At 53.8% G+C, this 21,089-nt stretch carries 19 protein-coding genes; 12 read left to right on the top strand and 7 right to left on the bottom strand.

Going from position 1 to position 21,089, the window contains the following annotated elements:
* The first annotated feature begins 11 nt into the window (after positions 1-11).
* Together pncA and ACGS9J_RS01515 are read left to right on the top strand one after the other, a co-directional pair.
* Positions 12-641, top strand: coding sequence for a bifunctional nicotinamidase/pyrazinamidase (pncA, locus tag ACGS9J_RS01510; RefSeq protein ID WP_442229336.1), 630 nt, complete (start codon positions 12-14; stop codon positions 639-641).
* Between the two features lie 235 nt (positions 642-876).
* A complete protein-coding gene (locus ACGS9J_RS01515) occupies positions 877-2,157 on the top strand; it encodes a glycoside hydrolase family 18 protein (RefSeq protein WP_442229337.1) in 1,281 nt (426 codons plus the stop codon).
* Positions 2,158-2,195: 38 nt separating this feature from the next.
* Here ACGS9J_RS01515 and ACGS9J_RS01520 read toward each other — a convergent pair whose 3' ends face one another.
* Entirely contained in the window at positions 2,196-2,468 is a 273-nt protein-coding gene (locus tag ACGS9J_RS01520) for a YeaC family protein (protein WP_020827210.1), read from the bottom strand.
* A gap of 65 nt (positions 2,469-2,533) precedes the next feature.
* Entirely contained in the window at positions 2,534-2,947 is a 414-nt protein-coding gene (msrB, locus tag ACGS9J_RS01525) for a peptide-methionine (R)-S-oxide reductase MsrB (RefSeq protein ID WP_442229338.1), read from the bottom strand.
* A 348-nt stretch (positions 2,948-3,295) separates the two neighbouring features.
* On the opposite strand from msrB, the gene gapA reads away from it, so the two are divergent.
* Together gapA and ACGS9J_RS01535 are read left to right on the top strand one after the other, a co-directional pair.
* The gene (gene gapA / locus ACGS9J_RS01530; RefSeq protein WP_012145453.1) at positions 3,296-4,291 is read left to right on the top strand and encodes a glyceraldehyde-3-phosphate dehydrogenase; all 996 of its coding nucleotides are present in this window, start codon (positions 3,296-3,298) and stop codon (positions 4,289-4,291) included.
* An 80-nt stretch (positions 4,292-4,371) separates the two neighbouring features.
* The gene (locus ACGS9J_RS01535) at positions 4,372-5,247 is read left to right on the top strand and encodes a D-hexose-6-phosphate mutarotase (protein ID WP_442229339.1); all 876 of its coding nucleotides are present in this window, start codon (positions 4,372-4,374) and stop codon (positions 5,245-5,247) included.
* 114 nt (positions 5,248-5,361) lie between these two features.
* Here ACGS9J_RS01535 and ACGS9J_RS01540 read toward each other — a convergent pair whose 3' ends face one another.
* Positions 5,362-6,066: a MipA/OmpV family protein gene (locus ACGS9J_RS01540; RefSeq protein WP_442229956.1), complete on the bottom strand. Its 705-nt coding sequence runs from the start codon at positions 6,064-6,066 to the stop codon at positions 5,362-5,364.
* A gap of 489 nt (positions 6,067-6,555) precedes the next feature.
* On the opposite strand from ACGS9J_RS01540, the gene yeaG reads away from it, so the two are divergent.
* Together yeaG and ACGS9J_RS01550 are read left to right on the top strand one after the other, a co-directional pair.
* The gene (gene yeaG / locus ACGS9J_RS01545) at positions 6,556-8,490 is read left to right on the top strand and encodes a protein kinase YeaG (RefSeq protein ID WP_442229340.1); all 1,935 of its coding nucleotides are present in this window, start codon (positions 6,556-6,558) and stop codon (positions 8,488-8,490) included.
* Positions 8,491-8,554: 64 nt separating this feature from the next.
* Entirely contained in the window at positions 8,555-9,823 is a 1,269-nt protein-coding gene (locus tag ACGS9J_RS01550) for a YeaH/YhbH family protein (RefSeq protein ID WP_442229341.1), read from the top strand.
* Between the two features lie 797 nt (positions 9,824-10,620).
* On the opposite strand, the gene ACGS9J_RS01555 is transcribed toward ACGS9J_RS01550, so the two are convergent.
* Entirely contained in the window at positions 10,621-11,310 is a 690-nt protein-coding gene (locus ACGS9J_RS01555) for an alpha/beta hydrolase (protein WP_442229342.1), read from the bottom strand.
* A 517-nt stretch (positions 11,311-11,827) separates the two neighbouring features.
* Entirely contained in the window at positions 11,828-11,986 is a 159-nt protein-coding gene (locus tag ACGS9J_RS01560) for a YqaE/Pmp3 family membrane protein (RefSeq protein WP_020827220.1), read from the bottom strand.
* Between the two features lie 223 nt (positions 11,987-12,209).
* Between ACGS9J_RS01560 and ACGS9J_RS01565 the strand changes: the two genes are divergently transcribed.
* A complete protein-coding gene (locus ACGS9J_RS01565; RefSeq protein ID WP_020827221.1) occupies positions 12,210-12,386 on the top strand; it encodes a GhoT/OrtT family toxin in 177 nt (58 codons plus the stop codon).
* Between the two features lie 52 nt (positions 12,387-12,438).
* On the opposite strand, the gene ACGS9J_RS01570 is transcribed toward ACGS9J_RS01565, so the two are convergent.
* Both ACGS9J_RS01570 and ACGS9J_RS01575 read right to left on the bottom strand, forming a co-directional pair.
* A complete protein-coding gene (locus ACGS9J_RS01570) occupies positions 12,439-14,556 on the bottom strand; it encodes a TonB-dependent siderophore receptor (protein ID WP_442229343.1) in 2,118 nt (705 codons plus the stop codon).
* Between the two features lie 416 nt (positions 14,557-14,972).
* Positions 14,973-15,266: a hypothetical protein gene (locus tag ACGS9J_RS01575; protein WP_442229344.1), complete on the bottom strand. Its 294-nt coding sequence runs from the start codon at positions 15,264-15,266 to the stop codon at positions 14,973-14,975.
* A gap of 171 nt (positions 15,267-15,437) precedes the next feature.
* Here ACGS9J_RS01575 and ACGS9J_RS01580 point away from each other — a divergent pair, with 171 nt between their 5' ends.
* The 5 genes from ACGS9J_RS01580 to ACGS9J_RS01600 all read left to right on the top strand — a co-directional run bounded on the left by ACGS9J_RS01580 (position 15,438) and on the right by ACGS9J_RS01600 (position 21,086).
* Positions 15,438-15,920: a hypothetical protein gene (locus ACGS9J_RS01580; protein WP_442229345.1), complete on the top strand. Its 483-nt coding sequence runs from the start codon at positions 15,438-15,440 to the stop codon at positions 15,918-15,920.
* 318 nt (positions 15,921-16,238) lie between these two features.
* On the top strand, positions 16,239-17,048 hold the full coding sequence (locus ACGS9J_RS01585) for an ATP-binding cassette domain-containing protein (RefSeq protein WP_442229346.1): 810 nt from the start codon (positions 16,239-16,241) through the stop codon (positions 17,046-17,048).
* Between the two features lie 4 nt (positions 17,049-17,052).
* Positions 17,053-17,844, top strand: a complete 792-nt coding sequence (locus tag ACGS9J_RS01590; protein ID WP_442229347.1) for an ABC transporter ATP-binding protein — start codon at positions 17,053-17,055, stop codon at positions 17,842-17,844.
* A gap of 18 nt (positions 17,845-17,862) precedes the next feature.
* The gene (locus ACGS9J_RS01595; protein ID WP_442229348.1) at positions 17,863-19,371 is read left to right on the top strand and encodes an ABC transporter substrate-binding protein; all 1,509 of its coding nucleotides are present in this window, start codon (positions 17,863-17,865) and stop codon (positions 19,369-19,371) included.
* Positions 19,371-21,086, top strand: a complete 1,716-nt coding sequence (locus tag ACGS9J_RS01600; RefSeq protein WP_442229349.1) for an ABC transporter permease subunit — start codon at positions 19,371-19,373, stop codon at positions 21,084-21,086. The genes ACGS9J_RS01595 and ACGS9J_RS01600 overlap by 1 nt, the downstream gene beginning before the upstream one ends.
* Positions 21,087-21,089 lie beyond the last annotated feature (3 nt).

Below are 21,089 nucleotides of genomic sequence, written 5' to 3' on the forward strand. Positions count from 1 at the left end.
ACGGAGTCGCGATGAAAACAGCCCTGTTGCTGATCGATTTACAAAACGATTTTTGCCCCGGCGGCGCACTGGCGGTGACCGACGGCGATGCCGTGATCGCCGTGGCCAATCAGGCCATAGCGGCCAGTGCCGCACGTGGTGAGCCAGTGGTAGCCTGCCAGGACTGGCACCCCGCCAATCATCGCAGCTTTGCGGTAAACGCCAACGCGGAGGTAGGCACCCTGGGTGAGCTTGCGGGTTTGCCGCAGGTATGGTGGCCGGTGCATTGCGTACAGGAAAGCCAGGGCGCTGAGTTTCATTCGCAATTAAACCAACAGGGCATCAGCGCCGTGTTTCGCAAAGGGCAAAATACGGATATCGACAGCTACAGCGCTTTCTTCGACAACGGCCATCGTTCACACACCGAGCTGGACGCTTGGTTGAAAACACAGGGCGTGAGTCATCTGGCCATTATGGGGCTGGCAACCGACTACTGCGTGAAATTCAGCGTGTTGGATGCGCTGGCTCTGGGGTACCAGACCTCGGTGATCACCGACGGTTGTCGCGGCGTTGATTTACAGCCCGGCGACAGCCAGCACGCTTTTCAGGCGATGCAACAGGCCGGAGCACAACTCGTTACCCTGTCACAATTTATTGCCTGATGATCGCGGCGGGTGCACATTGCGCCCGCAACTTCCCCCCACCTGCAAACCTCGACATCGCTCACATTCCAACCATTCTCCTGTGATGACATCTTGTTCGCGTGCAGCACATTTGCTGTTATGACCGCTGATGCCTTGGCATCAATCAGTTATACGCATCCGGGGCCCCTCGAGCCCGGCTTTATGTTACCGCCTCAGGCGGTTTCGGTCGGCCTTGCCGACCAAAGGAGATGACATGGCTTTAACCCGTAAACTGCTGCCTTTGCTGGTAGCGGTGCAGTTTGGTATGGCTGGCGCCGGCATGGCTCACGCCGCCTCTTACCTGTCCGTCGGCTATTTCAATGGTGGAGGTGACGTTACCGCCGGTCCTGGCGGCGATATCAACAAGCTGGACGTCACGCAAATCACCCACCTCAATTACTCCTTCGGCCTGATCTACAACGATGAGAAAGAGGAATCCAATCCGGTGCTAAAAGACCCGGTTCGCCTGCACCAGATTTATCTGTCACCTAAAGTGATGGCCGATCTGAAGCTGCTGCCGGTGTTGCGTAAACAGAACCCGAATCTGAAAGTGCTGCTGTCCGTCGGCGGTTGGGGCGCTCGCGGTTTTTCTGGTGCGGCGGCAACGCCAGAGAGCCGGATCGTGTTTATCCACTCGGTGCAACAGGTCATTAAACAGTACCAACTGGATGGGATCGATCTCGATTGGGAATACCCGGTTAACGGTGCCTGGGGGCTGGTCGAAAGCCAACCTGCGGACCGGGCCAACTTCACATTACTGCTGAAAGAACTGCATGATGCCCTGAATAAAGACAAATTGCTGACCATCGCCGTGGGTGCCAACGTCAAAAGCCCGCAGGAATGGGTCGATGTCAAAGGCATTGCGCCCTACCTCGATTACATCAACCTGATGACCTACGACATGGCGTACGGCACTCAGTATTTCAACTCCAACCTGTATGATTCCAAGCAGTGGCCGACCGTAGCCGCCGCCGATCGTTATAGCGCCAATTTTGTCGTGGATAACTATTTGGCCGCCGGACTCAAACCCGCGCAGTTGAACCTGGGCATCGGTTTTTACGGCCGGGTGCCAAAACGCGCGACCGAGCCGGGTATCGATTGGGACAAAGCGGACGCCGCCAAAAACCCAGTCACCCAGCCTTATTTCTCCGCACGCGAAATTGACGTTTTCAAGTCGCTGGGGCTGGATCTGACCAAGGACAGCTATTTCAAATATAACGACATCGTCAACAAGCTGTTAAATGACCCACAGCGGCGTTTCAGCGCCCATTGGGACAAGGATGCTCAGGTCCCCTATCTGACGATGAAATCTGCCGAAGGCAAGCCGCTGTTTGCCATTTCGTACGAGGATCCGCGCTCGGTTGGGCTCAAGGCCGACTACATCAAAAGCAAGGGGCTGGGCGGTGCGATGTTCTGGGAATATGGCGCAGACGACAATAACCGACTCGCGCATCAACTGGCGGAGTCATTGGGGATAAACGGCGGGAAACGCTAAACTCACGGGGCGATGTCAGCATCGCCCCATGGTTCGCTTTACTGCGGCTTCAGCTTAGCCAAAGGCTCTGCAATGAACTGCTGTTTCAGCTCTTGCTTGCTCTTCATCACAATCTGGCCGTCGGTGCCGATGCTCATATGTTGCGGATCGGCATTGTGCAACGACTGCCACAACATCACGGCCTGCAGGCTGTTTTCTTTCTGTTCCGGGGTCAGGGCCACACCGTCCGGCCACTTGCCCAACTCAACGGCCAATACCAAGCGCTGATAAATTTCCGGCGTCATGGCGGCAATCAGATCTTTCACGTCCATCAGAGCATTTCCTCACTCGTGGAAGAATAATTAGCTGAATCGATTTTTCTAGCGGAATACTTCGTTTAGCCGGCCGTTTTCTCGCCGTTCTCACCGTCAGTAAAACTCAGCGACGCCGAGTTAACGCAAAAACGTTCGCCAGTCGGCTGCGGGCCGTCGGGGAATACGTGCCCCAAATGCGCATCGCAGTGACCGCAACGGATCTCGATTCGGTGCATATTATGTGTATTATCATCAAGATAACGAATAGCATCGTCGGATACCGGCTGATAGAAGCTCGGCCAGCCGCAGCCGGAATCGTACTTGCTGTCGGAGTAGAACAGCGGATGGTTGCAGCACAGGCAATGGTACATGCCCTCGCGTTTGTTGTGCAGCAATTTGCCAGAATACGGCGCTTCGGTACCACGTTCCTGCGTCACATAACGTTGGATTTCATTCAGTTCCGTGGCCGGATGGTCAGGGGTTGTCTCTTTAGCCATTTGTGCGATTCTCTGAATGTGGATAATGTCAACGAAAACAATGAGTAATAATAACAAAAAATTAACAACACTGCAGCGCTTTTTGGCCTAAACTGTAGCCCATAAAGGTCACGTCACGGCAATATGTGATACCGATCACATATCTTGAACGGGCTGACTTTATACTTGGCGGTTTGACCCCATATAACGGATGAGGCCGAACGCAAACGGAATGTGCAATAAGCGCTCAAACCAGGCTGCGAGGTTTGATTTGCAGCAAGAATTGACACGATTCCGCTTGACGCTTGGTAAGGTTTTTGTAATTTTACAGGCAACCTTTTATTCACTAACAAATAGCTGGTGGAATATATGACTATCAAAGTAGGTATCAACGGTTTTGGCCGTATCGGTCGCATTGTTTTTCGTGCTGCTCAAGAACGTTCTGACATCGAAATCGTTGCAATCAACGACCTGTTAGACGCAGAGTACATGGCTTACATGCTGAAATATGACTCTACTCACGGTCGCTTCAACGGCACTGTAGAAGTTAAAGACGGCCACCTGGTTGTTAACGGCAAAACCATCCGTTGTACCTCAGAAAGAGATCCGGCTAACCTGAAGTGGAACGAAGTCAACGTTGACGTCGTTGCTGAAGCAACAGGCCTGTTCCTGACTGACGAAACTGCACGTAAACACATCGCTGCAGGCGCTAAGAAAGTTGTTCTGACTGGCCCATCCAAAGACGACACCCCAATGTTCGTTATGGGTGTGAACCACAAATCCTACGCAGGTCAGGAAATCGTTTCTAACGCTTCTTGTACCACCAACTGCCTGGCACCACTGGCTAAAGTTATCAACGACAAGTTCGGTATCGTTGAAGCGCTGATGACCACCGTGCATGCAACTACCGCAACTCAGAAAACCGTTGATGGCCCGTCTCACAAAGACTGGCGCGGCGGCCGCGGCGCATCCCAGAACATCATCCCTTCTTCTACCGGTGCTGCTAAAGCAGTAGGTAAAGTTATCCCAGAACTGAACGGCAAACTGACCGGTATGGCGTTCCGCGTTCCTACTCCGAACGTGTCTGTGGTTGACCTGACTGCCCGTCTGGCCAAACCAGCTTCTTACAAAGAAATCTGTGCTGCCATCAAAGCCGCTTCTGAAGGCGAGCTGAAAGGCGTGCTGGGTTACACCGAAGACGAAGTCGTTTCTACCGATTTCAACGGCGAAACTCTGACCTCCGTATTCGATGCCAAAGCCGGTATCGCACTGAGCGACACCTTCGTGAAACTGGTTTCTTGGTACGACAACGAAACGGGTTACTCCAACAAGGTTCTGGATCTGATCGCTCACATCTCCAAATAATGGATTGATGCCAAGCTGATGATGAGGGCGACATTTTTGTCGCCCTTTTTTTGTTTCTACGGCGAACAAAAGGCCCCCCGATGAACGAGAAGATTTTCACCCTACCCGTTACCCAACAGATTTCACCTTACATCAGCCAACGCCAGCTCGACGAACTGCCTGTGGTGGTGGTTTCGCACCCGAAAGTCCGTGCCGCTATCACACTGCAAGGCGCACACCTGGTGGCCTGGCAACCCAGCGGCGAAGAACCTGTCATTTGGCTGAGCAACAACACGCCATTTACAAAAGGGAATGCTATCCGCGGCGGTGTGCCCATTTGCTGGCCCTGGTTCGGTCCGGTGGCGAAACCTTCGCATGGCTTCGCGCGTAACCAACCATGGAGCCTGACGGCTCATGATGAAGATGACAACGGTGTCATTCTTACCTTCACGCTGAAAGACAATGAGCAGACCCGCAGCGTCTGGCCGCACGCCTTCACGCTGATTGCCCGCTTCAAGCTGGGCGAAGAGTGCGAGATAGAGTTGGAATCTCACGGCGATTATCAGGCGACTGCCGCACTGCATACCTACTTCCAGATCGGGGATATTGAGCAGGTTAAGGTTGCCGGACTCGGCGTGCCTTATATCGATAAAGTCGCCGGTGGTGCTGAAGCCAAACAGACGGGTGACGTGACCTTTGTTGGCCAAACCGACCGGGTTTATACCCAGCCTGACGCTTTTAGCCTGATCAAAGACGCCGCGCTCCAGCGCACCATTGAGGTTCATCACCATCACATGAGTGATGTGATTGCCTGGAACCCAGGCGTAGAACTTTCTTGCAGCATGGCAGATATGCCTAACGACGGTTATAAAACCATGGTTTGCGTGGAAACCGGTCGCGTCAGCAAACCGCTGGTCGCCGCAGGTGAACAACCGGCTCGTCTGGCAGTGACCTTCCGTACCCGCAAAAACGCGTGATCGGTTAAAGGGCGGTAAACACGGCCGCCCTGCACCCTCGCACCACAGATGTGCAAAAGGGGCGCCAGCGCCCCTTTATAATGCATGCCTTGCACAGTATTTGTGCAACTTCGTTTAGAAGCTGTAGCTCACACCTGTCATCAACAACCCGGTGTAATTTTTATCCACCATTGGGCTGTCTTTCACTTCATCAGACAGCTGGATATAACGCCCGGTAAAGAAGGCATTCCAGTCTTTGTTAATCTTATAGTTGGCGCTCAGCTCAACATAAGGCGCCCAGCTGTCGCTCGGCGTGTAGCTGTCCAGACCACTGCGGCGAGATTCGTTATCACTGATGCCATAGTAGTATTTGTTCTGGTTCTTGCTGCTCCAGGTTACGCCCGCGCCAGGTACCAGGGTAAAATCGCCCAGCTCAAATTTATACAGATAGGCGAAATCACCGACTATACCGTTGCTGTAATTCAGCGTATCACCGGTCAAAGTCGTGCGCAGGATGCCCCACTCGGCGAAGTGCGAATAGGCCAGACCCGCCATCAGGGTGCCGCGACGTTTGTTCAACTTCTTCATGCGATCGTCGTCGCTGTCACCTGGACGGTAGCCCAACGGTGAGTAGTAACCCATCAGACTCAGTTGGTTTTCCTGATCTTTCCACAGGTAATAACCGGCCGTCAGCGTGCGGAAGTAGAAGTCGTCACCTTCATAGTTAATAACGGGAACCGGATACACGCGGTCCTGATAGCCACGATACGGATCCGGGCTAACCAGCGCGGAAGCACCGAGTGACCAGGTCCCAGCCTGGGCACTTTGCGCACAAACCATTGCGGAAGCGATAATGGCTAGCGTTTTGAGTTGAAAAATCTTCACTGGTTTTTTTCCATAAATAACAGAGTTAATAGCGGGCTTAGTTTATGTGAAAAAGTCGTTACGCGCATAATCTTTACAATAGAAAAGAACCAAGATCGAATAACTTAGAATAGAAATATGAATTAATCATGGCGGAACAATGACGTTTTTTGCCGCAGGCCGCGCCAGACAAGGCATTTGGCTATCCCTGTAATAACTGAGTCATTGATATGACTTAAAAAAAGCTTTTTATCGCGCAGGAAATTTTCTGGTATGCAAACTAAGCTTAATTCAGAAGGTGAATGGATCCTGAGCCCAGTGGCAATACAGCGCAACTCGCGATAATAAGCGCACCAAGTTGGCATACGGGTTGCTGTACTCAAGGATAACTTCTTCTTTTGGGGGCCAAAACACAATCATCAGCTCCCTTTAACCTGTGCTAATAACGAAAGGACGGGCATCGCCATGAACATATTTGACCACTATCGCCAGCGCTACGAAGCTGCCAAGGACGAAGAGTTCACACTGCAGGAATTTCTTACCCTCTGCCGGCAAGATCGCAGTGCATATGCCAATGCGGCAGAACGTCTACTCATGGCCATCGGTGAACCAGTTATGGTGGATACCGCGCTTGAGTCGCGTATGTCTCGCCTGTTCTCCAACCGCGTGATCGCACGCTATCCGGCATTCGAGGAGTTCTACGGCATGGAAGAGGCTATCGAACAGATAGTTTCTTACCTGAAACACGCCGCGCAGGGCCTCGAAGAGAAGAAACAAATTCTTTATCTGTTGGGCCCGGTGGGCGGCGGGAAATCATCGCTGGCGGAACGCCTGAAAGCGCTGATGCAACTTGTGCCTATTTACACCCTGAGCGCCAACGGCGAACGCAGCCCGGTCAACGACCACCCGCTGTGCCTGTTCAACCCGCAGGAGGATGCCAATATTCTGGAAAAAGAATATAACATCCCGAATCGCTATCTCGGCACCATCATGTCCCCGTGGGCGGCCAAACGCCTGCACGAGTTTGGCGGCGACATCACCAAATTCAAAGTGGTCAAGGTGCGCCCTTCCATCCTGGAACAGATCGCCATCGCCAAAACGGAACCGGGTGACGAGAACAACCAGGATATCTCTGCGCTGGTCGGTAAGGTCGATATTCGCAAGCTGGAAAACCATGCGCAAAACGATCCGGACGCCTATGGCTATTCCGGTGCCCTGTGCCGTGCCAACCAGGGGATCATGGAGTTCGTGGAGATGTTCAAAGCGCCAATCAAGGTGCTGCATCCTCTGCTGACCGCCACCCAGGAAGGTAACTATAACGGTACCGAAGGGATCTCCGCCCTGCCGTTCAGCGGCATCATTCTGGCGCACTCCAACGAATCCGAGTGGGTGACCTTCCGTAACAACAAAAACAACGAGGCTTTCCTCGACCGTGTTTATATCGTCAAGGTACCGTATTGCCTGCGGGTGTCGGAAGAGATCAAAATCTACGACAAACTGTTGGATCACAGCGAATTGACCCATGCGCCATGTGCCCCCGGCACGTTGGAAACCTTGGCGCGCTTTACCGTACTTTCACGTATGAAAGAGCCGGAAAACTCGAGCATCTACTCGAAGATGCGCGTCTATGACGGCGAAAGTCTGAAAGACACCGATCCAAAAGCCAAGTCGTATCAGGAATACCGCGACTATGCCGGGGTCGATGAAGGCATGAACGGCCTGTCCACCCGTTTCGCGTTTAAAATTCTGTCACGGGTGTTCAACTTTGATCACGCAGAGGTCGCCGCTAACCCGGTTCACCTGTTCTACGTGTTGGAACAGCAGATCGAACGTGAGCAATTCCCGCAGGATCTGTCGGAGAAATACCTGGAGCACCTGAAAGGCTATCTGATCCCGAAATACGCGGAGTTTATCGGCAAAGAGATCCAGACGGCTTATCTGGAATCTTATTCGGAATACGGTCAAAACATTTTTGACCGCTACGTGACCTATGCAGACTTCTGGATCCAGGATCAAGAGTACCGTGATCCGGATACCGGCCAGCTGTTCGATCGCGAATCCCTGAACGCTGAACTGGAGAAAATCGAGAAACCGGCCGGCATCAGTAATCCGAAAGATTTCCGCAACGAAATAGTCAACTTCGTGCTGCGCGCCCGTGCCAACAATAATGGTCGTAACCCTAACTGGACCAGCTATGAGAAGCTGCGTACCGTGATCGAGAAGAAAATGTTCTCGAACACCGAAGAGTTACTGCCGGTGATTTCATTTAACGCAAAAACCTCAACGGACGAGCAGAAAAAACACGATGACTTCGTCGATCGCATGATGGAGAAAGGCTACACCCGCAAACAGGTTCGTCTGCTGTGTGAATGGTATCTGCGGGTCAGAAAGTCTTCATAACGTCTAATGAGAATTAGCGTCATGGAGATGGCGTAGAAAGTTGGCAACGTCGTTTGGGGGAAGTATGGCCTATTTTATTGACCGACGGCTTAACGGTAAAAACAAGAGCATGGTTAACCGCCAACGCTTCTTGCGCCGTTACAAGTCGCAAATCAAACAGTCGATTGCCGAAGCCATCAACAAGCGTTCGGTCACCGACGTAGACAGCGGGGAGTCAGTCTCGATCCCCACTGACGATATCAACGAACCGATGTTTCATCAGGGTCGCGGTGGCACACGCCACCGCGTTCATCCGGGTAATGATCATTTTGTGCAGAATGACCGCGTCGAACGCCCTCAGGGCGGCGGCGGTGGAGGCAGCGGCCAGGGCAATGCCAGCCAGGATGGCGAAGGCGAGGACGAGTTCGTTTTCCAGATATCCAAGGATGAGTACCTCGACCTGCTGTTTGAAGATCTGGCACTGCCGAATCTGAAAAAGAACCAGTATAAGCAGCTCACCGAGTACAAGACCCATCGGGCCGGCTACACCGCCAACGGTGTACCGGCCAATATCAGCGTGGTGCGCTCGTTGCAAAACTCCCTGGCGCGACGCACCGCCATGACCGCCGGGAAACGGCGCACTTTACATGCGTTGGAGGACGAGCTCACCCAGATGGAAAACACTGAGCCGGTGCAACTGCTGGAAGAAGAGCGGCTGCGTAAGGACATTGCCGAGCTCAGAAAAAAAATCGAACGCGTGCCGTTTATCGACACCTTTGATCTGCGTTACAAAAATTATGAACGGCGACCGGAACCCTCCAGCCAGGCGGTCATGTTCTGCCTGATGGACGTTTCCGGCTCCATGGACCAGGCCACCAAAGACATGGCCAAACGTTTCTATATTCTGCTCTATCTGTTCCTGAGCCGAACTTATAAAAACGTCGAGGTGGTGTATATCCGCCACCATACCCAGGCGAAGGAAGTGGATGAACAGGAGTTCTTCTACTCGCAGGAGACGGGCGGCACCATAGTGTCCAGCGCGCTGAAATTGATGAATGAAGTGGTTGAAGAGCGTTACGACCCAGCTCAATGGAACATCTACGCCGCACAGGCGTCTGATGGCGATAACTGGGCCGATGACTCCCCGCTGTGTCACGAACTGCTGGCGAAAAAGCTGCTGCCGATGGTGCGTTACTACAGCTACATTGAAATCACCCGTCGCGCCCACCAGACACTGTGGCGCGAATACGAGGATCTGCAGGCAAAATTCGAAAACTTTGCCATGCAGCATATCCGCGAGCCGGACGATATTTACCCGGTATTCCGCGAACTCTTCCATAAACAGACAGTTTAGCCACGAGCAAAATCAGCCGGTTAACCCTGTTATCCGGCTGATCCTTTTACAGGGTTTGCGTGGCGGAATATCATCTTCAGCTCCCTTGTCATTTACCGTTAACCGCCGGCTGCTCGCTGAGGTAATTCCTAATTACGCTTTCTTTACCCAATGCTCATTGCTTAAATTAGGAATATTCCTATTTAATGGGTTGCCAAAATGGCATCTCAGGTGGGCGCTATGGAATTACTTCCCGTCGCAATCATCGTCGTTTTGATCGCCGTTGTCGTATTTTCCTTTGTCATGTATTTGCGACAAAGAAGAGTCAGTACTTTCAACGCCAGGCGGAAACGACGATAGGACATATCTCCACAGGGAAGTGGTTCACAGCCAGGTTCAGACGATTGCATTACCGACCCCCAACGCCTGGCGCAGTTTCCCATTGAGTCAATGCTCACGAGTTTTTCTGAGGATATTCTGATACCTGCGGCATTACGGATTTTCTGCTTGTCGCTAAAATTCAGGTGCGCTACTGTCGCCCTCTGGAGACACACGCCATCACATAACCAGAACAACATCCAGTTTGTCGCTATCATCCCTTAATCCCGCCGCTGTGCGGGATTTTTTTGGCCAGAAACTGGCGCGACCATCGTTAATGACAGCTGCCATAGCCATTATTACCGATAATTTTTCCGATTGGGAAACCGCCCTATCAACGCCATTTGCCGCGGCTATTATGGATTCGACAGTTTTGCCTCTCCCGAAGGGTTTCCGGGCATAAAAAAGCCCCGCGCACGCGGGGCATGATCCATAAAGCGTTACAGGCTGTTGGCCGCATCATCAATCAAAGTGGCAATGTCGTGCGGATGCGAAGCGAGCGAGGCATGACTCGCATTCAGGGTAATCACTTTTTTAGCGTTTAACCGTGCCGACATCCGCTGTTGATTCTCGGGTGCAATCATTCGGTCATCGCTGGAGATTTGATACCAGGAAGGTTTGTGTTTCCATGCCGGTTCGGTGATTGCATTACTGAAAGTACTGGCCAGCGGTGCCTTTTGCGTGACCGCCATCACCAGCGCTTCATCAGCAGTAAGATCCTGACAGAAGCTTTCATGAAACTTGTCTGTTTTAATCCATAAATAACCGTCGCTGTCCGGTGTCAGATTCGCCGCCGCGACAGGCGGATGTGTCTGGGTGATACCCCCGGGACTTTCGCCGGCATCCGGCGCAAAAGCGGCGATATACACCAATCCGACCACGTTGGGTTGGTTACCCATCTCACTGAGGACCGCGCCGCCATAGGAATGGCCGACCAAAAGCACCGGGCCTTGCTGCTGCGCCACCATCTTGCGCGTCCGCTCCGCATCATCGGCCAGCGATGTCAACGGCATCTCTACAGCGTGAATCGAGTGATACCCCTTGCGCGATAATTCGGTAATGACTTTACTCCAGTGCGCTGCTCCACCCCAAAATCCATGGACCAGGACTACGGTAGGTTTTGCCTTCATTACTGACTCCCTTTTTCACATGGAGGCGCTACGCCAGGCTTGTTCATTCGCACTGCAGTCCTTCCAGCACAATCTGCTGCAAGCCAAACGCCTTATATACCCCTTTGTATATAGTTCACATCCGGAGTTTCCAGCAATAGCTATGAATAGTTAACCTGGGGTCGGATCTCTCCTGGCATGCCATTCGTCCCGGGTGATCTCCCAAATCTCCGTTGCCATCCGGCCACTAACCAGTAGTACAACGCGATTAAAACTAGGATTTATACCTATAACGATCTAAAATCCCATGAAAAAACAACGAGAAGTAATTTCAATAATATCAATAGGGAATTTTTGCGTGAAGGAAATGATCACCATTCTTTTTATTGCAAGCCTGCTGGCGATGCTTTTTTCGTGGTTATTTGTCTACAGCCTCAATATTCATTAACGTCCTGCGAGAATAAAAAACCCCGGCATGCGTCGATGCCAGGGTTATCAAAACCACGCTACTGCCGTCCAGATTCTACAACCGCGGCAGCTACTGTTTCGTTTGGATCCAGAAAGCGTGGATCAGGCCAGGGAAGTAGCCAAACAACGTCAGGATAATGTTGAGGATAAACGCTCCACCGATACCTTTATCCAGCAATACGCCCAGCGGTGGCAGGATGATGGTAAATACGATTCTCCAAAAGCTCATAATAGCGCCTCATTGTGTTCCATAAGACATCAACATATTATATCTGCTTAACATTTTCAAATATCGCCCCACAATACAACCTGCCACAGAGTGTGAAAAAACGCCTATAGCCACAGCAATTGTGGTGATACCGGTCAAAATTGAATAAATAATTAATAAGCATTGATTATGTAGGGTCAAGTCCTTAAAATTTGTAACTTAACAATACAACTGGGAAAGGTTCATGTCGTCGCTGTGGGTTGCAACACAATACTTTTATTTAATTGGCTTGGTAGTTTCTATGATTTTCACCTACCTGGTCAGCCGGGACACCATAAAGATTCGCTTTCTCAGTGCCTTAACGATTGGTTTGACCTGGCCACTGAGCCTGCCGGTAGTGTTGATGTTCTCCTTGTTCTAGCGCTGCAGAAACCACCCCGTCAAACACTGACGGGGCGATATTGCCCCCTACATCAGAAATCATACCCTACCGTCGCCACCACGGAGCGTTCTGCGCCCCAGTAGCAATAACCGGTGCCGTAGCAGGCCGCGACATATTTTCTGTCGGTCAGATTATTTACATTCAGTTGCACATAGGCCCCCTTCAACGACGGATTAACCCTGTCCAGATTCATCCGAACCGAGGCATCCAACAGCGTCACGGAAGGGATCCGCAACGTATTTTCGTTATCTGCCCACTGCTTGCCGATGTAACGCACCCCTGCACCCAGATCCACGCCGTAAGCGGAGGCGTATTTGCCCCACAGTGAAGCCATTTGGTCCGGCGCCAGATACGGCGTATTGCCGTCATTGCCATCAATCGCATCCTTGAATTTCACTTTATTGTAGGAATAGCCTGCGATCAGATCGAAACGTTCGGTGATCTTGCTGCGAGCCTCCAGTTCAATCCCCTGAGAATGCACCTTGCCGGCAGGCAGGTAATAGCTTTGTTGCACCACGCGGTTAGCCACGTCTTTTTGCGTCAGGTCATACAACGCCACACTGTAGAGCGAGGAGCTGCCTGGCGGCTGGTATTTCAGGCCCACCTCATATTGCTCGCTGGTGCTCGGTTTGAGCATATGTCCGCTTTGATCGGGCAGCGCCTCCGGGGTGACTGCGGTGCTATAGCTGGCATAAGGCGAAAAACCGTTGTCGAAGCGGTATAACAACGAAGCGCGACCGCTAAAATTGTCGTCAGTACGAGCATCGCTGGCACCGGTGTTAACCACCGTATTTTTGGACTCTATACGATCAAAACGCCCGGAGAGATTCAGATACCAATTCTGCAGGCTGATCTCATCCTGCAGATAAACCCCGGTCTGCTCATAGTGACGTCGGGAATCGGTATGCGTCAGGTTGGTCAGGGCTGCGCCACCGGACACGCCGGTATAAGGATTGAGCGGCGAAGCTTCCGCAGACTCCTCCCACAGGTTATTGCGCAGACGCTGATAATCCAGGCCCAACATCACCTTGTGATCCAACGACCCGGTGGCAAAATCCGCCTCCAGCTGATTATCGACGGCGAAAGCATCCAGCGAGGTAGCTGAACCGCTGTAATAGCGATTCAGTAAGTTGTGATCGTCGTTCCAACCAATCTGATACACCTGTTGCAATTCAACATTGGAATGGGTGTAGCTGGCATTCTGGCGGAATGACCAAACGTCGTTAAAGCTGTGCGAGAAAGCGTAGCTGTAAATCTGCTCCCAACGTTTGAACAGGTTGCGACTGCTCTCACCGTCAAAGAAGCCGCGCCCAAGTTTGTCGCCTGAACTGGAATAGAGGCTGCCATCTGCCGGTACCGCGCTGTGATAACCGCCGGACGGATCTTTTTGCAGGTAAGCTTTCAGCAGCAGCGAGGTATTTTCATCCGGTTGCCACAGCAATGACGGTGAAATGGCATAGCGTTCCTCGCGTTGATGGTCATACATGGTTTCACTGCTGCGCGTCATCCCGGTCAATCGATAGGCCCACTGATCCGACAGCGGACCGGTCACATCGAAAGCGCCGCCCTGGGTGCTGTTATTGCCCGCCATGAGATTAACGTGCCCTTCCGTGGCGAACTGCGGCCGTTTGGACGTCAAGGCGACCAGGCCGCCCGGAATGCTTTGCCCGTACATTACCGATGAAGGCCCTTTGATCACGTCGATGCGTTCCAGGAACCAGGGATCAACCTGCAAGGCGTTATAGGTGCCGCCGTCGCTCAATAAGCGCAAACCGTCGAGGAAGGTGTTATTAACATCCCCACCGTGGAAACCACGCAATGCAATGGTGTCGTAGCGAGTGGCCCCGCCGGCGAAATTGGTGAAAACCCCCGGAGCATATTTCAGAGCATCGTTCACCGTTTGGGTATTTTGATCGGTCATCTGCTGACGGGTGACCACCGAAACAGACTGTGCCGTCAGGATCAGCGGCTTATCGGTTTTGGTCGCCCCCTGGCTGGTGGTAGCCTGGTACCCCTGGGTCGCAGCCTCTGCCGTATCGGCGGGTTTGGCGGTAACGATCAGAGTATCCTCAGCTAAAGACGTCAGTGGAAGGAACATCGCGAACGCACATAAAACCCGCGACCGTTTGACAGGAAAAATCCTCGGCATGCCCGTAATCCCCAGTAAAAATCATTGAATGACACCCAAAATGACCCCGTCAGCAACGCTGGCTGACAACCCGTGCAGAGGTTCTATTGGTGTGTTGTATGTAAAGGAAGTGAAACATTAATGATAATTATTATCTTTATCAATATTGAATTTCAAACATTAGTCGACTTTTTATCAGCGAGCAAAGTCATTGCTCCCGAGAAAGAGACCTTAGTAAGGACATGGTTATTGAGTTGAAAATTAACCATAAAAAAAGCCAGCGCCAGGCTGGCAAGAAAACAGGAAGCAATGTCGTGCCCGTTCGGAGGAGCGCACAAGGAGACAATCCTTTCCCTACGATGGGCGATCACATATGATAACGACTATCATTATCCTTTGAGGCGAGATGACTATCCACAACTTTCTGCGATCGGCTCTCAGCGAGGCCGTCTGATGAACCAGGCATGCAAACGCCCTATCGCCGACAGAATGGCGCCAAGCAAAACATTTGCCACAATCCACAAAATTAATATATATAAAAAGGTTTGATAAAGAGGAATTCCCCGCGCGGCAGAAAAGGGATTAAAATGCCAAAAACGAATAATATTGAAGGGATTCAGATTAAACCATTGGCAAAATAAAGCGACCACCATCGGCGGCAGGAAAAAATAAAGCCCCAGGGTGGCAATCAGCAGATACATTGTGACACGTTCGTTTTTATACTCTTTCATATCAATTAATTACCATCTCAACCCAGAGATAACACACCCTGAAAATTATGATATAAACAGACCCGACATGCCCTGATTAGTTCCCGGCCGAGGGTAAAATAAAGCCTGTTTAGCGTTTAAATTCCATTTAGTTTATGAATGGTATAACGCTAGTCAGCTCAGGAGGCTCCAATGATACCGGATTATTACCCTATCTCGCCAACACCCAAAAAACTGAAGATTATCTATGGTTGGTATATATATACCGTCTATGCCCTGCTGATCTTTAATATCTATCTGGCGGTATACAACGGCTGCGTTAGGCACCCGATTGAAGCTCCGCTGATCTCGGCGTGCCACAGCCTGTTCATCGGATTTATGCTTTACCATCTGCTTAAGAAACGCACGAATTTTGCCTGGGTGATGCTGGCCTATTACATTCTGATGCGGATTTACTACGCCAATGTGCTGCATATCGAGTTCACTGTATGGAGCCGTGGGCTGGTATTTATTTTCCTGATGTTGCTGCTTACCGGCCCTACGGTACTGGGTCAGTTGGCAACGCCACCGCTGCGTCAGGATTGGTTGGCGCGCTTAGGGTGGCGGCAGTGGGCTACGCTGGCCGGTTTATCGGGGTTGCTGACGCCATTAATTACCACCGATTACTTAGGCTGACAGCCGACATTCAGCGGGGTATATGGGGTTCCGAGATATCGACCAGGCGGCAGATCTTGGTGTAGTTATTGGATTTCTCACATATTTTATCAGTGACAAAAACGCCAAGGTAACTCAGTACCAGTAGATAACCGGCCATGCACAAAATGAAAATAAGCGTTCTCACCGATAGGACCAACCTGACAACAAAACCCTGAGCATCATACCTTGGTTACCCCACTCTAGACTATTTCAAAGTATTTCATTAATCCGCTGGTCATTTCAGACACTGAAATGTTATGTTATTACATATCATAAAAACCTACTACAGATGTGTTAATGGAAAGCCAAACCCCGCCGTTACTTACCCTGGAACACCTGACGCTGTCGCTCGATGGCGAGGTCAAAATTCACGATCTGAATTTCACTCTGCATGCCGGCGAACGTTTGTGCCTGCTTGGCGCTTCCGGCTCGGGCAAATCACTCACTGCCGCCGCCATTTTGGGCACATTACCGCTCGGCGCCGTGGTCAGCGGCTCGATACGGCTGCAGGGACAAGAAATCAGTGGCCGGCGTTTACAACAACGTACAGGTGCTAAATTAGCGGCTATTTTTCAGGATCCTTTTACCAGTCTCAATCCCCTGACCACCGTGGGGCAGCAACTGATCCTGGCGTTGCGCAGCCAAAGTAACATGGCAAAATCGCGGGCACGCCACTGTGCTGCCGAGTTACTGACCGCATTGGGGATGTCACCGGACAGCATCATGGCGCGCTACCCCGGCCAACTGTCCGGTGGCCAATGCCAGCGGATCTGTGCCGCTCTGGCATTGGTCGGTGAAAAAAGCCTGCTGATCGCCGATGAGCCCACCACCGCACTGGACATGGTCAGCCAACATCAGCTGATTGATATCCTAAAATGCTACACCGAACGCCCTTGCTCGCCGGCACTGCTATTTATTACTCACGATCTCACCGTGGCTGCCGGCCTGTGCCAACGCGTCATCGTACTGGTGAAAGGGGAAATAGCCGAACAGGGGTCCTTCGCGCAGTTGTTGCATCACCCTGCACATCCCTATGCCCAACAGTTGGTCACCACCGCTCAGCGCCCGGCATTCGACCGGACGGCGCCATTGAGCCTGGCAGGATAGCGGCATGAACAGCATGCCAGTTAACGCCGCACTGCCCTTTATCAGCCTGCAGCAGGTCAGTCGGCAATATTCATCTGGGGCCGGTGGGCTGAAACCCACCGATCTGAATCTGTATCCCGAAGATCGCGTTGGGTTGGTGGGGTGTTCCGGTGCCGGGAAATCAACACTGCTGAAGCTATTGCTGGCGTTGGAAGCGCCAGACACCGGTCATATTATGTGCCAGGGTGAGGAGATCCGCCCCGCCCCCGTGCATCGATTACGTTGGTACCGGCGCCTGGTGCAGTACGTCCCCCAGGACGCCCACGCCTCACTGAACCCTCGCCACACGGTGGCCGAATTGATTACCGCCCCCTTGCGCCAACTGACCCCGCCTCAGGATTGGGGTATCGCCGCCGAACGGGCACTGCGACAGGTCGAATTGGATGAAGGTCTGCTGTATGCCCGGCCTGGTCAACTTTCCGGCGGACAGGCGCAACGGGTGGCCCTGGCGCGCGCGATTGCACTGAAGCCCCGTTTTTTACTGGCCGATGAGCCGGTCAGCGGCCTGGACTTGCCGCTGCGCCAGCAGATCATTGTCCTGCTGGACCAGATTGCTCGCCGGCAAAATATGGGCATGCTGCTGGTCTCCCACGATATTTCACTGGTGGCCGCCTTGTGTCAGCGCACGCTGGTGATGGCCGCAGGCGTCATCGTGGAAGATCGTCCAACCCACGAGCTACTGCACACCCCTCGTCATTCCGCTACCCGCGATTTAATCGGTGCGATCCCGTCGTTACCTTCCCTTTTACCGCCCTGACATTCTGAGGAATTTTGCATGTTGAACCCGCGCTTTATTGGCCCAACCGGCTGCTTGCTCGCCGGCAGTTTACTGCTTGGCGGCTGCTTTGACCCTGCGGATCCGAAAGAAGGCACCGGCGAAGAACGGCGCATCCGGCTGGCCATGCTGCAACCCCCGCGCTCCGGACTCACGCCGTTGAGCGATGACGCGTTTAAACTTTCACGCTGGAGCAACGCCGAAACGCTGGTGGTACTGAACGCAGACGGCGACGCCGAGCCGGCGCTGGCAACCGAATGGCAGCCATTGGATCAACACCGCTGGCGCTTTGTATTGCGATCGGGCGTCAACTTCCACGACGGCAGCGCCATGACGCCGGAGAGCGTTGTGCGTTCGCTTTCTGCGGCGATGCAGGCCGCGCCCAAACCTCGCATCCTCGATGGCGTTGAATTGACGATCGCCACAGAAGGTGAGCATGCCGTAGTGATCTCCACCGCCGCGCCCGATCCGTTACTCCCGCAACGGTTGTCCAGCCCGCAATTGGCCATTCTCGCTGAACGGGCCTACGGTGCCAACGGCGTGGTCAATCCGTTACAGGCCGGGACCGGCGCCTTTGTATTAACCGAGATCAACGGCACCAGCAGCGTGCGGTTAAACCGTTTTGACGGCTATTGGGGCGAGAAAGCGGCCGCGCCGGGGATCGACGTCAGCTTTGTGCCGGACAGCACCGCCCGCGCTGCCGCCTTACGCACCGGCAGTGCCGATTTGGTTGAGGCGCTACCGGTATCACAGTTGCCGTTGATTGCCGCTGAATTGATCCACGAAGTGCCCATGCCGCGCACCAATACGCTGTATCTGAACACCAGAGTCGGCGCTTTCCGCGATCCGGCAGTACGCGCCGCCGCCGCCGCTGCGATTAAGCGTCGCCCTTTGGTGGAAAACGTCTACGAAGGTCGCGCCGATGTCGCGAGCGGGCTACTGGGGCCCGCACTGCCGTGGGCCGCGCCATTACGACAGCCGCAACCCGTACTGCCCACCACCGCGGTAGAGGGCAAAACCATCACCCTGGCCACTTTCAGCGATCGCGCCGAGTTGCCGGAAGTGGCGGTCTATCTGGCGCAACAACTCAGCGCCGCCGGCTTTGTGGTAAAGCAAGAAGTACGGGAATATGCACACATTGAAGCCGACGCGCTGGCGGGTAAATTCGACGCGTTTATTTTATCGCGTGCCACAGTGCTGGACTCGGGCGATCCGCTGGCTTACATGTACAGCGACTTCGCCTGCCGGGGCTCCTTCAATATTGCCCAGCTGTGCGATCCGCAGGTCGACGAAGCCTTGACTCGGGCCGCCGCCATTCCCGCAGGACCACAACGCCGCCAGGCGATCATCGCAGTGGAAAACCGCATCCTGGCAACGCATGCGGCAATACCCTTGCTGCATGAGCGCGTTATTCAGGGAGAGGCTGCCGTAATGAGGAACGCAAAGCGCGATCCCCGTGAGCGTCTGCTGGTTACGCCCAGCAGTTACATTGCCGTCGGACAGCCCTGATGGCGAAAGCGCAACGGCTTGTGCCGCTCGCCTCGCGCCTGTTTTCCCTGTTGGCGATGATTGTCCTGATTGGCCTGATGCCCTGGCTGTCCGGTCGCGATCCGGCCCTCAGCTTACTGAGAGCACGTTCGGGGGAACAGGAGGCTACGCCAGAAGCCCTGAAAGCTATTCGCCAGCAGTATGGCCTGGACGATGGGCCGTTGATTCTACTTGGGCGCTGGTTTAGCGAAGTATTGCAGGGTAACGCCGGTCACTCCTGGATTTCCGGCCGTCCCGTGCTGGAGGGCATGTTGCAGGCCACCGGGGTCTCTCTGACACTGATGGGCTACGCGCTGGCCATAGCGATGTTGGTGGCGGTGCTGCTGGCGCTGCCAACGCTGTGGCGCGGCCTGCATGGCGATAATCGCCGCCCCGATGGCATCGTGGCGGTTGCCTTGACCGCCCTGCCCGAATTTTTGCTGGCGGCGTTGTTATTGATTGTTGGCGCCGTCTGGCTGCACTGGTTTCCGCCTTACGGCTGGCAAGGCCTGAGGCATGTCGTTCTGCCTGCGCTGGCATTGGGTTTGCCTGCTGGCGGTCTGCTGGCCCTGCTGCTCAATGACGGCCTGGCCGCGACTTTTACCGAACGTTGGCTGATTACCTGGAGTCTCGCCGGCATCTCCCGGCGGCGTTGCCTGCTGGCCGTGCTACGCCGCACGCTGCCTGCCCTATTGCCGCAAATCGGTTTGGTGCTGGTCGGGCTGACCGGCGGTGCGATCGCCGTCGAGAAAGTGTTCGCCATTCCCGGCCTGGGCCGAGCCACTTTAGGCGCGGCCATCGCCCAAGATCTGCCGACCTTGCAATGCGGTATCCTGATCCTGCTGTTACTCGCTTTTGGTACCGGCTTTATTACGCAGGGCGTACATTACCTGTTGTTGGGCCGAATAGCGGCAGCGTTACCCAACTCGACACCGCCACAGCACCATCCCCGAGGAAGCTATGTTTTCGCTGCCGTCGCGGCACTGTTACTGTGCCTGTTGGTGCTGAGCGGGATCATTCGCGATCCTTTTTCATCGCTGCATATTCGCCTGCAACCGCCCAGCCTGGATCTGCCCTTTGGCGCGGATGCCACCGGCCGGGATATTCTGGCGCGTGTCGCCTACGGGGCGCTGAATACCAGCCTGCTGGCGCTGGCGGTCAGTTTCGTTTCTCTGTTCCTCGGGATCCTGTTTGGGCTGATGCCCCGCCTGATGTGCGGAGTCATTGAGTTAGCCAACGCTACGCCACCGATAGTCGCGGGCCTGTTGGTGACCGCAGTCACCGGCCCTTCCACCTACGGTGCCGCCTGTGCTGTGCTGCTGGTCAGTTGGGCACCGCTGGCCGCCCATTGTGCCTCTCTGCTGGCAGAGGCCCACACTCAACCCTATATCCGTATGTTGCCGGTATTGGGGATCGGCCGTTTGCGTACGCTGACGCACTATCTGTTGCCGGCGCTCTGGGTTCCACTGCTGCGTCACGCCATGCTGCGCCTACCGGGCATTGCACTGGCGCTGGCGGCGCTGGGCTTCCTTGGCCTTGGGCCGCAGCCGCCCAGCGCTGAATGGGGGCTGGTACTGGCGGAGGGCATGCCGTATATCGAACGTGCGCCATGGGGCGTATTGGCACCCGCAATTGCTCTGATGCTGCTGGCCGTGTTGGCGGTCACGCTGGCCAATACCGCCGGTAACCGCCGATAGCCG

It is taken from the genome of Serratia quinivorans, assembly GCF_052113645.1.
GTDB classification, from domain to species: domain Bacteria; phylum Pseudomonadota; class Gammaproteobacteria; order Enterobacterales; family Enterobacteriaceae; genus Serratia; species Serratia quinivorans_B.